The following is an 11,523-nucleotide window of genomic DNA, read 5'->3' on the forward strand; positions in this document are numbered from 1 at the left end:
ATGCATACGAACCCTAGTTGCCTCTTGACAAAGGTCATTACATATCAGGTTTTCATATATGCAAAAGCTCGCATCTTGATTGACAAGTGTCTTTTGCATATTGAAAGTCTAAAATATTCGCAAAATGTGAAGGTTTTAGCGGGTTTATGGGCTGAGGATGTCATAAAACAGACTGTAAATGGTAACCTTTTTTATGCACAAAAAAACCTCTGTCCGCCATTTGGCAGACAAAGGTTTCTTTTTATACTTCTTCTTTATCTACAATATTTTGTACCCATAAATCACTGCGCACCATGAAATATCCAAGGATTACTTTGACGATTTCCGTATAGGTAATGATTGCAAACAGCAGTTTGAAATTCATGTCCGTATGATAGGAAAGGAAATAACACAACGGAATCTGAAATGCCCATGCAAATACAAAATCAAATAAAAAAGTCAATCCGGTCCTTCCACCGCTTCGCAATGTAAAATAACAGGTATTCGTATATGCCCACATCGGCATCGCAACCGCTGTAATCAAAATGATATAGCTTGCAAGCGCTCTGATTTCATCCGTCGTATTATACAATTGCGGAAAGATATATACAAACGGCAGCATTGCAACCGAGACGGTAATCGATACAATAATGCTAAACAGCAACAGTTTGTTATCCGTATCCCGCGCCTCTTCCATCTTGCCGGCTCCAAGCTTATTCCCAAGGATGATGGATGTTGCTGATCCAATCTGAATATATACCACTCCGAACAGGTTGGTGATGACATTGGCAATATTTCTGCCGCCAACCACATCCAGTCCGCGAATGGAATAACATTGTGATACCACAGATACTCCGACCACCCAGAGAAACTCATTGATCAAAAGCGGTGTACCACGGCGAATCATCTGCACCAGCAAATGCGGATTGATTGCAAAGCCCTTGTATAAGCCCACGATATAACGGTTGCGCTCCGGTGTGCGATGTGCCCACACGATGACCACCGCAGCCTCGATAAATTTTGCAACCACTGTCGCGATTGCGGCGCCCGCAACCCCCATCTCCGGCATTCCAAGCTTACCGAAAATCAATCCGTAATCCAATATTAAATTGACAAAGACCGCAGCCATCGAACCATACATCGGCACCTTTGTCTCGCCGCACTCGCGCACCACCGATGCATATGCCTGTCCCAGCGCAAACGGCAACAGGCTGACCATAATGATGCGCATGTATTCCTTGCCATAGCGCAAAGTCTCCGCTATCATCAACGGATCATCATCTTTTGCAATATACAGAGAAAGTAGCGGCTCCGCAAAAATCATATAAATCAGCGCGAATACTACCGTAATCACAAGTGCCATCAGAATACGAAACCGCACCGTTTGCTTTTGTCCTTCATGATCCTGTTTTCCGTAAAATTGCGCACCAAAAATAGTCGGTCCGGCAATCGCACCAAAGATGGTAATATTAAAAATAAAGATGAACTGATTTGCAATTGAAACACCATTCATCTGCGCAGTTCCAAGGCGTCCCACCATAATATTGTCCAGCATGCTGACAAAATTGGTAACCACATTCTGAATTACCATCGGCACAAGAATTGCCAGAACGGTCGCATAAAATGCCCGATCTCCGATAAATTTTTCTTTAAACTTTCGCATTGAGCAAAGTATCCTGCCTTTCATTTAGTGCAAAAACAGCATGATATGCTAAATCATGCTGTTTTCATCTTTTGATCATAGTGGACTAGACGGGAATCGAACCCGTGTCCGAAAGAAAATCCCCTGTACTTCTACGAGTGTAGTTTATTCTTAATCATTCCCTCTGCCACTCAGGAACAAACAACCGAGTGGGTTTGGTAGCTTCATGATACGCCCTTATGCGCAAAGCTTTGCATAAGTCGTTTCTCACATAGTCGAAGCCTGGGTCCTAATGTGTGAGTGCACTAGGTCAGACTGCTGCAACTAGGCAGCGTATGCTAAATTATCTTCAGCGTTTAATTTTAATTTGGCCATTTAACGCATCGCCATACGACTCGCTTCTCCAGTTTCAGTTCCCCCGTCGAAACCTTTACTAGCCCATATTCATTTTACAATACATTTATCGGCAAATCAGGCTCTTGCTTTTACCTTGAAGTCTCTTTCCGCTTCGCGCTTCATATCCTTCTTTGCAATATCCTGGCGCTTGTCATACAATTTTTTTCCCTTTGCCAGAGCAATCTCCACTTTTACCAAAGACCCTTTGAAATAGACTTCTACCGGCACCAGCGTAAATCCTTTTTCCTTAATCTTGCCGGCAATCTTGTTGATTTCCGAACGATGCATCAGGAGTTTCCGAGGCCGAAGCGGATCTTTGTTGAAGATATTGCCCTTCTCATAAGGACTGATATGCATACCGTATAAATAGATTTCGCCATCCTGAATGCGCACAAACGCTTCTTTGATGGACCCCTTGCCCATTCGGAGTGATTTTACCTCCGTTCCGGCAAGTGCGATGCCGGTTTCATATTTTTCTTCCAAAAAATAATCATGATAGGCTTTTTTGTTGTTGGCAATCAGCTTCTTGGTCTCTTTTCCCATCCCGGCATCTCCTTTCTATTTCATAAAAAAGGACCTGCGATAATGCAGGTCCATGACTTTGCTTATGACCAGATTCCAAGGTTCAATACAACTGCAAGAACCAGGAACAGAATCACTGCTGCGCGGGTAAGTTTCACAAGAATACCTTCCATAGAACGGCCCTTGTTTTTACCCCAGTATGTATCTGCTGCACCGCTGATAGCTCCAAGTCCTGCAGACTTTCCTTCCTGCATCAGGATTACTACAGCGAGAAATAAACTAATTAAAATAAAAATAACTGTTAAAATCGTTCTTAAAATATCCACGGATATTCCTCCTACCATGTAATGTCACTTATCAACTTGACAAGTATATCATAGTTCCATTACGATTTCAAGACAAATCCGAAGTACAGTGTGCACATTTTGTAGCACCAATCGGAATCATGCTCTTGCAGTATGGGCATTCCTTTTCTGTCGGTTCCGCCGGAGTACCGTCTTCCTTCTTCTTTCCGATGGTTGCAGCCTTATTGAGTGCTTTCACAATCAAAAAGACAATCAGTGCCATAATCAGGAAGTTCAAAATTGCGGTAATAAAATTACCATATGTCAAAACGGAATCGCCTCTCAATTTTACCGATAAACCGCTAAAATCAAGACCGCCGAAAATTCCCAGAATCGGATTGATAATATCCGCCACAAGTGAATTCACGATTGCGGTAAATGCGCTACCGATGATAATGCCGACAGCCATATCCATTACATTGCCCCTGCTAATAAAGTCTTTGAATTCTTTTGCAAACTTTTTCATTTGTTCTTTCTCCTTCCAAAATAAAGTTTCCTGTAAAAACCGTTCGCATATACTATATCATAAGCAAGCAAAAGTAACAATTTATTATTTTCAAGAATATGCAAAAGCATTATAATAAGAATGTATACATCAAACAGAAAGTATATTAGGAGAAGTGTATGAAAAGAGCAATCCCTCTCATACTGCTCCTGTGCTTTTTCATAACGGCATGTTCGTCCGGTTCGGATCCGCAACCTGATCCGGGAACTCCGCCCAAGCCATCCGGGTCCAGCTCGCAGACTTCCCAGTCTCAAAAGGGATCCCGCGATAATACACCAACTGTATTGGTGCCATCCGCTGACGGGAAATCGGTCGAACAAAGTGACGTCGCCGTAATTGACTATTCTAATGCATCGGAGGGTTATCTAATGGTCAATTACACCGGTAGCAATGCAAAGGTCAAATTGCAGATTACCGGAGCAGATGCCGTCACTTATACCTATAACCTGTCCGGCAAGGGATATGAGACATTCCCTCTGACTGCAGGCTCCGGAGACTACAAAGTTGTCGTATATGAAAACATCACGGGCGACGAGTATGCAGCCGTACTGTCCGCTTCGATTTCTGTAGAATCGGGCAACGAATTCGGCCCATATCTTTATCCGAGTCAATATGTCAATTTTACCGCCTCCTCGCTTCCGATTGCGAAGGCAAAAGAACTGGCATATCCGGCCAATGAAGATTTGGATGTCATTTCCAATGTCTACAATTATATCATTGCAAATTTCACATACGATTACGATAAAGCAGCCAATGTCCAAAGCGGATATCTGCCGGATGTAGATGAAATCTTTACCATCAACACCGGAATCTGCTTCGATTATGCCGCGGTCATGGCAACCATGCTCCGCAGCCAGCGCATCCCAACACGACTTGAGGTCGGCTACAAAGGTGAAGAATATCATGCCTGGATTTCAACCTATGTCGAGGATGTCGGCTGGATCAACGGCGTCATTGAATTCGATGGCAAAGATTGGAAATTAATGGATCCGACATTTGCTGCGACGAGTTCTTCGCCGGAAAGCTTTACGGCGGATGATGACAGTTATATTACGAAGTATGTATATTAGGAGGGAATTATGTCCTTGAAGAAAAAAACACAATCGATTCGGCTCAACGAAGTCGAACTTGCCAATTTCTGCCGGCAAATCGGGATGGTCATTTCTGCCGGACTTCCAATTTATTACGGTATCTCAATCCTGATGGGAGAAGCCGAAGACGAAAATACCAAAGCGCTCTACGAATCGCTCTATGAGCCGATGGAAACCGGTGTCAGTTTCAACCAGGCGCTCAAGGAAGTAGACTGCTTCCCGGAATATATGGTCAAAATGATTCAGCTCGGCGAAGAAACCGGACGTCTGGACAATGTCCTCGCATCGCTTGCCACCTACTATGAGCGCGAGGATCAGATTCGCACCAGCATTCGGCGTGCAGCATTCTATCCACTGATTATGACCATGCTCATGGTTGTGGTAATCATCGTATTGATGACCAAGGTGCTTCCGATTTTTGCCAATATCTACGAAGAACTCGGAAGTGAATTGACCGGTGTCGCGCGCACGCTTTTGACCATCAGCACCAACATGAATCGCTATCTTGCAGTGATTGTCATTCTGTTTCTGGTACTTGTCACTGCCGGTTTGATTATCTTCCATACGCACTTTGGGCGTGTGATGTTCCAGGGCAGCAAATTATATATCAGCATTGCTGCCAGCCGTTTTGCAAACAGCATGTATCTGAGCCTTGCCAGCGGTCTGGATACGGATCGAGGACTCGATATGGCTTTGAGCCTTGTCAACAATCCTCATATGGAACAACGCATTCAGAAATGCAAAGAGCATATCAAACATGGAGAGAATTTTGAGAATGCATTACAAAAATCCGGCATTTTTTCAAAGGTTTATTCCAGTTGGATTGCAATTGCATACCGGACCGGAGACATGGAATCCGTTATGCTTCGCATTTCAGAAGCTTATGAAGAAGATACCGACGAGCGCATCTCCCGTGCCATTGCAACCATCGAGCCGACGCTTGTCATCATTCTTTGCTTCTTCGTTGGATTGATTTTGATTTCATTCCTGTTACCGCTCCTTGGCATCATGCAAAGCATTGGTTAGGAGAACGCTATGAAAATAAGACTTCATGCATTGTTTCCTATGCTTTTGATGGTTGTTGTACTTGCGATTTTTGTCTATGCGGCAAATGAAGTCGGACAATCACAAAGCACTCAGGAAACAGATATTTTAAACAAAGCCCTGAATCGCAGCATCACGCAATGCTATGCTCTCGAGGGAGCCTATCCGGCGAGTTTGAAATACCTCGTCGATCACTACGGTCTGACCTACGATTCCGAGCATTATTACATTGATTATCAATACATCGGTTCCAACTTGCGGCCGGATGTAACAATTATAGAAAGGCATTGATTTTATGAAACGCATAAGATCCTCCTCTCGCAAAATTGATACGGCATTCGCGGTTTTACTTTTTGCAGTCTTTGCGGCAATTGCCATTTTGGTGGTACTTCTGGTAGCCAAACAATACAAGATTACCACAGAAGTCATGGAAAAAGATTATCGCACACGCACTGCCAACTCCTATTTACGGGAGATTGTGCATCAGCATGACAAAGCCGGAAGTATTTCCGTAGATGAGTTCTCCGACACCTGCGCATTGCGCTTCACAGAAGAAGTCAACGGATATACCATCCACACTTTTGTATATTGCTATGACGGTTATATCTGTGAGCTTACCTCCGTCGATGATGCCGCAGTTTCTCTGGATTCAGGGACGCAATTGATTCCTGCAAAATCATTGGTCCCGGAGCTGGTGGATGATGACCTGCTCAAAATCTCCTATACGGATGAAGAAGGCATTTCACGCAATCTCTTTATCAAGCTGAATTGCCCGACCGGAAAGGAGGCATCATGAAACCGCTTCGAAAACATCAGATGGCAAATGCATTTCTGCTTGAAATATTACTGGATATTCTGCTATTTGCCATTTTGTTAATCGTTATATTAAATCTGTTTATCAAAGCACACCGTCTGACCAATCAGACGGAGCAATTGCATCAGGCAGTCAGCATATGCGCGGATATCGCGGATATGTATCAAAGCAGCGATGGTCAGATGGATGCCATCAAAGAGCATTATCCGAATTGCAATTTGTCTGATGCACAAGGCATCATTTATCTGAGTGATGATTTTACGGAAGCCTCTCGCGACGAGCACAAATATAAAGTTGTTGTTTCTCAAGTGGATGCTTCTGCACTGGCTTTCAGTGGATCAGCCATTGAAATCGAATGTTTCGATGCAGACAACCATTCCATCTACAAGCTGAGGGCTTGCCATTATAATGCAAAGGAGGTGGCTTATGTATTTTAAAAATACACCTCCGGAGCTTCGCAAACGAAAAGAAAGTTTTTCTTTTGCCAATTTTGGTTTTCCGACCATTCTGCTGACCTTTGTCATGATGAGCATTATGACATTTGGTGTGCTGGCACTGATTACAGCCAATTCCGATTTAAAGCTCAGCAAAAAGGTTGCGGAAAAAACAACCGGATATTATGAAGCAGAGGAAAAATCCTATAGTAAATTACAGGAACTGGATTTGATCCTGCAAAACATTTACCAATCCGCACCAACAGAAGATAATTTTCATACGATTCTTTTGGATCACTTGTCTACCACCACGCTTGGTGATGTAAACTTTGATGAAAAAACGCGTCAGGTGCGAATACATTGGGAGATTCCATTCTCCGATATGCAATATCTATCGGTAACGGTGCGTGTTCATTCGACCAATGAGATTTCCAACGGATTTTATACCATTGAAGAATGGACCAGTAATCATTATGACAATTCCGACGAGGTAGACGACAGTCTGCATCTGATTGGGAGCGACGATAACGATTCGACAAACAAATAAGAAAGGGATAAAAAACTATGGACGTACAAAAAATTCTTGAAGAAGCAACCTTACAGGGCGCATCAGATATTTTTATCATTCCAATGTTGCCAATCAAATATAAGCATTTAGGTGTCATGGAATCAATGGACGATCACACTTTACGCGCTGATGATACCCATGAATTCATCCAGGAAATTTATAAGCTCGCCGATCGCGACATTTCTCATTTTGAAGAAACCGGTGATGATGATTTTTCCTTTGCGATTCCGGGCATTTCCCGCTATCGTGTCAGCACATTCAAGCAGCGCGGTTCCTACTCTGCTGTCATTCGTATCATCGTCTTCAATCTCCCTTCTCCGGAGGAATTAAAAATTCCGGCAAGTGTCATGGACCTGGCCGATACCGGAAATGGAATGGTTCTCGTCACAGGACCTGCCGGAAGCGGAAAATCAACTACACTTGCCTGCATCATCGACAAAATCAATCGCGAGCAGGAAGAACATATCATTACATTGGAGGATCCGCTGGAATATCTGCATCGCCACAACAAGAGTATTGTATCGCAGCGTGAAATCCGTTCCGATACCGAAAGTTATTTGACTGCGCTCCGTGCCGCGCTCCGTCAAAGCCCGGATGTCATTCTGCTTGGCGAGATGCGCGACTATGAAACCATCAATACTGCTGTTACCGCTGCCGAAACCGGACACTTAATCTTTTCATCCTTACATACCATCGGTGCAGCCAATACCATCGACCGTATTGTGGATGCATTCCCGGCAACACAGCAGCATCAGATTTCAGTACAGCTAGCTTCTGTTCTGCAGGCGGTTGTCAGCCAGAAACTGCTACCAACCGTAGATGGCTCCATGGTTCCGGCCTTTGAAATCATGGTACTGACACCGGCAATCCGCAATCTGATTCGCGAAGGTAAAGTTCATCAGATTGATGGCATTATATATGCTTCTCAGTCTGAGAATATGATTCCGATGGATACCAGCATTTATAATTTATATAAGTCCGGTATCATAGACAAGCGAACTGCCATTGCAGAATCTGTCAATCCGGAGATGATGATCAAACGACTGAATGTCGGATAATATAAAAAAGGATTGCTTTTAGATATTCTAAAAGCAATCCTTTTCTCGATTCTATTTTTCTAAGATATATCCTTCCTGGAGTTCGATGATTTCATCCGCCAAGAGATTCAATTCTTCTCGATCGTGACAAGCTACTATGATAATTCTGTCTTCACTCTTTAAATCGAATAGTATCTTTCGAATCTGTTCCACGCCTTTTTCATCAATTGCGTTAATTGGCTCATCCAAAAGAAGCAAGTTTGGTTTTTCCATAATTGCCGCAGCAATTCCAAGTCTTTGTTTCATTCCCAGAGAATACTTTTTGTATTTCTTTTTGTCATTAGGATCCAAACCAACCATTTGAATTGTCTTTCGAATTTCATCTTCTGAAATCAAATGGTTCATATCCGCAAGCGCCTTTAAATTCTGATAGCCGGAATAATTATCGATAAACGATGGATTTTCGAGTAGGATTCCAATACTTTCCGGAAAAGACATATCTTTTCCCAACCGCTTTCCATCGATGATAATCTCACCATCCGTTAATGTAATCAGTCCACTGATTGCACGCATCAGCATTGTTTTTCCGGAACCGTTTTTTCCGCGAAGTCCGTAGATTTTTCCACCTTCAAAAGTTAAATTGATTCCTTTTAGTACTTCATTCTTCTGAATAATTTTGGTTACATTTTTTAATTCTACTTTCATATCTCACACTTCTCCGTAAATATCTCTTCTTTTCATCACAAAGCAACCTGCCACACTGGTTACAACTATCACCACTACCAATCCAATTATACGGTTCACAAAAGATCCATCATATACAAACGCATTTGATCGTATGCTCATCCCGTTCTCGTAAATCCAAATTGGGCCGCTATAGAACACGCTTAATATTATAAACAAGAAAACAACTGCATATGCTGCAAAATGATTACACAAAAAAATCAAAAGAAGCTGTATCATTGAGATTGCAATCGATGATAACATTGGAAGAATAAATCCAATCAGTGCAAGACCCATACCGTTAAAAACAGAATAATCTCCCTTTAACACGCCCGCAGCTTCCGGTCGAACCAGCAAAACGCTTCCACCTGACAACATAGTAACCACTGCAATCATCAACGCTCCTAGCAGATAGACGACTCCTACCAGTTCCATCACCCACAAAACTTTTCCAATCCACCATTTGCTTCGGCTCTTGGTTCGGACCATTAAATTAATACCATAAGTCTGCAAATCATATAATGGATATCCACCGATTATATATGCCAAAAATATTTGCAGAATCATCCAGATAATCGGAAGGTCAAACTGTGCCCCGGTTTGCATAGTCTGGCTACATGGAGCACATCCCTGCATTACATAAATCCAATTTTCCATAAATGAAAATGGAGCAACCCCAAAAGAATTTGCAAATGTATCTGCAATCAGGCCACACATATAGAATACAATAGAAATAATGAACAACTGCTTCCAGTTACCAAGTAATCCGGAATACCAGTCATGTTTTATAATCCCTTTCATTTCACATTCTCCCCCACACTCATAGGAATACTCATTTCAACGCGAGCCGGCCATCCCATAATACGAAGTCGCCAACTATCATTTTTCTTAGCCTGATAGTCCGATTTGGTCATAATGGCTGAAACGGTAATAATTTTCGTTTCTTTGGCTTCTAAAACGCCAGTCATATCTTCCATCAATTCAAAATCCACTCCATTTGACCATAAGTCACACAAAAAGCTACCGTCGAACATATTCATAATCGACTTTTCTTCCGATGCCCCATTATATAACTGAACTTGTACAATTGGAACCATATCCCCTGCAGCAAGGCCTAACAGACTCATGTCCGTATTTAATCGCTTGGCATATTCTTCCGCTGTTATTAGTTCTCCGGAAAGGACCGTATATTGTATCTCATCTACAATAACGCTTTCACCGGCTTGAACAATCTCACAGGTCCCAATCGAATATTGCTGATTTAACTGCCGAAAGCGTATGACATAACCAATTGTAGCAAATGCTATCAGAATTATTATCACCGCAATCCAAATAATCCTTTTTTTACTTCCCCATCTATTCATAATGATCCTTCCTTTGTACATACTTCCAGATTGCAAACATATCAATTAAGAGCATTAAAATCAAGTAAACTACAATCGTAATCCACGAAACATTCCCCTCAGGCTGTGTCGGTATTGTAACTGCAAATAATGACCAATTTCCAACCTTCAAAAACACACTGAAAAAATAGAGAAATTGAAAAATCAAAAATGGAAACATCACAACAGAAAACTCACTTTTTAAAAAATAGGAAAAAGATAATGCCATCGTATTTAACAATCCAAACAGAACAAAATCAATGATTAAATAGATTAATAAATACAAATATGGATTTGTATAATACACCGAAGCTAAAAGAGAATCCGAAAAAATGCCTACATAACCAATTCCCGGATATGGGAAGGTGGAAGGGAGAAGCAGTGCCGTTACCAGAGTATTAATCACTGCCGGAACCAAAGAAATCACTCCTGCCGTCAAAAAAGCTGTCACATATTGCGAAACATAATAGTTAACCTTTGGTGTTTTGGTAAATACATTTTTCGTATAGCCCTTCTTCCAGTCATGGAATAGCACGCCACCAAAAGGAAGCGCACAAAAAATTGGAAGAATCATGTAAAAGTAATAGGTTAATGAACTTGATTGGTTAAAGCATATTCCTTTTTCAAATACAGTATGCGGGAACATAATTTCCTTCGCAGGTGTATCTGCTGTAATTGGTTTAAGATATTGTAGCATCGGGAAAACATCCAATGCGATTTGACCAAATGAAATCAAAAGAACCGCAAGAAGCGCCCATAACATATTTCGATTCCAAAATCCTCTTCGTAATTCAATTTTAATATAATTCCACATTTCTAATTTTCACCTTTTTCTTTCGATACTCCCGGAATTGGATAGTATATTTTATTTTCATTATTCGTAGTGTTACTATTGGTTGCATCAAGATAAAGATCCTTACATTCATCCAAGAAATCATCTGCAATAAAATATCCAACCCGAATATCTTTTTTCTCGCCCGGCTCAATTTTTAATAGAAATGCATTATGATCATTATCTATCGTCCCCATATAATTAAAATAT

General features: G+C 41.7%; 16 protein-coding genes and 1 other RNA gene. 7 read left to right on the forward strand and 10 right to left on the reverse strand.

Features of this window, described 5'->3' with window-relative positions:
- Positions 1–241: 241 nt before the first annotated feature.
- The 5 genes from CSX02_RS07705 to mscL form a co-directional block, all read right to left on the reverse strand.
- Entirely contained in the window at positions 242–1,642 is a 1,401-nt protein-coding gene (locus tag CSX02_RS07705; protein WP_099386244.1) for an MATE family efflux transporter, read from the reverse strand.
- Positions 1,643–1,720: 78 nt separating this feature from the next.
- Positions 1,721–2,061, reverse strand: a transfer-messenger RNA (tmRNA) gene (gene ssrA / locus CSX02_RS07710).
- A gap of 31 nt (positions 2,062–2,092) precedes the next feature.
- Positions 2,093–2,560: an SsrA-binding protein SmpB gene (smpB, locus tag CSX02_RS07715; RefSeq protein WP_031542129.1), complete on the reverse strand. Its 468-nt coding sequence runs from the start codon at positions 2,558–2,560 to the stop codon at positions 2,093–2,095.
- Positions 2,561–2,622: 62 nt separating this feature from the next.
- Complete coding sequence (gene secG / locus CSX02_RS07720; protein WP_099386245.1) at positions 2,623–2,865, reverse strand: preprotein translocase subunit SecG; 243 nt, start codon at positions 2,863–2,865, stop codon at positions 2,623–2,625.
- Positions 2,866–2,932: 67 nt separating this feature from the next.
- Positions 2,933–3,349, reverse strand: coding sequence for a large conductance mechanosensitive channel protein MscL (mscL, locus tag CSX02_RS07725; protein ID WP_099386246.1), 417 nt, complete (start codon positions 3,347–3,349; stop codon positions 2,933–2,935).
- 158 nt (positions 3,350–3,507) lie between these two features.
- On the opposite strand from mscL, the gene CSX02_RS07730 reads away from it, so the two are divergent.
- From CSX02_RS07730 to CSX02_RS07760, 7 genes are read left to right on the forward strand one after another with little or no spacing between them, the layout of a single operon-like run.
- Complete coding sequence (locus CSX02_RS07730; RefSeq protein ID WP_099386247.1) at positions 3,508–4,458, forward strand: transglutaminase-like domain-containing protein; 951 nt, start codon at positions 3,508–3,510, stop codon at positions 4,456–4,458.
- 9 nt (positions 4,459–4,467) lie between these two features.
- Positions 4,468–5,505: a type II secretion system F family protein gene (locus CSX02_RS07735; RefSeq protein ID WP_099386248.1), complete on the forward strand. Its 1,038-nt coding sequence runs from the start codon at positions 4,468–4,470 to the stop codon at positions 5,503–5,505.
- 9 nt (positions 5,506–5,514) lie between these two features.
- Complete coding sequence (locus tag CSX02_RS13915; RefSeq protein ID WP_242970444.1) at positions 5,515–5,814, forward strand: hypothetical protein; 300 nt, start codon at positions 5,515–5,517, stop codon at positions 5,812–5,814.
- 4 nt (positions 5,815–5,818) lie between these two features.
- Positions 5,819–6,319, forward strand: a complete 501-nt coding sequence (locus CSX02_RS07745) for a DUF4860 domain-containing protein (protein ID WP_051637792.1) — start codon at positions 5,819–5,821, stop codon at positions 6,317–6,319.
- Positions 6,316–6,774, forward strand: coding sequence for a hypothetical protein (locus tag CSX02_RS07750; RefSeq protein WP_099386249.1), 459 nt, complete (start codon positions 6,316–6,318; stop codon positions 6,772–6,774). The genes CSX02_RS07745 and CSX02_RS07750 overlap by 4 nt, the downstream gene beginning before the upstream one ends.
- Positions 6,764–7,318: a hypothetical protein gene (locus CSX02_RS07755; RefSeq protein ID WP_031542113.1), complete on the forward strand. Its 555-nt coding sequence runs from the start codon at positions 6,764–6,766 to the stop codon at positions 7,316–7,318. The genes CSX02_RS07750 and CSX02_RS07755 overlap by 11 nt, the downstream gene beginning before the upstream one ends.
- 17 nt (positions 7,319–7,335) lie before the next feature.
- Entirely contained in the window at positions 7,336–8,397 is a 1,062-nt protein-coding gene (locus tag CSX02_RS07760; RefSeq protein ID WP_031542110.1) for a type IV pilus twitching motility protein PilT, read from the forward strand.
- Between the two features lie 51 nt (positions 8,398–8,448).
- Here the strand turns inward: CSX02_RS07760 and CSX02_RS07765 are convergent, their stop codons facing one another.
- From CSX02_RS07765 to CSX02_RS13535, 5 genes are all read right to left on the reverse strand, one after another.
- The gene (locus CSX02_RS07765; RefSeq protein ID WP_031542107.1) at positions 8,449–9,081 is read right to left on the reverse strand and encodes an ATP-binding cassette domain-containing protein; all 633 of its coding nucleotides are present in this window, start codon (positions 9,079–9,081) and stop codon (positions 8,449–8,451) included.
- A gap of 3 nt (positions 9,082–9,084) precedes the next feature.
- Positions 9,085–9,900, reverse strand: a complete 816-nt coding sequence (locus tag CSX02_RS07770) for a hypothetical protein (protein ID WP_099386250.1) — start codon at positions 9,898–9,900, stop codon at positions 9,085–9,087.
- On the reverse strand, positions 9,897–10,463 hold the full coding sequence (locus CSX02_RS07775) for a hypothetical protein (protein ID WP_099386251.1): 567 nt from the start codon (positions 10,461–10,463) through the stop codon (positions 9,897–9,899). The genes CSX02_RS07770 and CSX02_RS07775 overlap by 4 nt, the downstream gene beginning before the upstream one ends.
- Entirely contained in the window at positions 10,456–11,295 is an 840-nt protein-coding gene (locus CSX02_RS07780) for a hypothetical protein (RefSeq protein ID WP_099386252.1), read from the reverse strand. Before CSX02_RS07780 ends, CSX02_RS07775 begins: the two co-directional genes overlap by 8 nt.
- A 2-nt stretch (positions 11,296–11,297) precedes the next feature.
- Positions 11,298–11,523 (reverse strand): hypothetical protein (locus CSX02_RS13535; protein WP_189281428.1); only part of this gene is annotated, 226 nt, incomplete at its 5' end.

The organism is Agathobacter ruminis (assembly GCF_002735305.1).
GTDB lineage: Bacteria > Bacillota > Clostridia > Lachnospirales > Lachnospiraceae > Roseburia > Roseburia ruminis.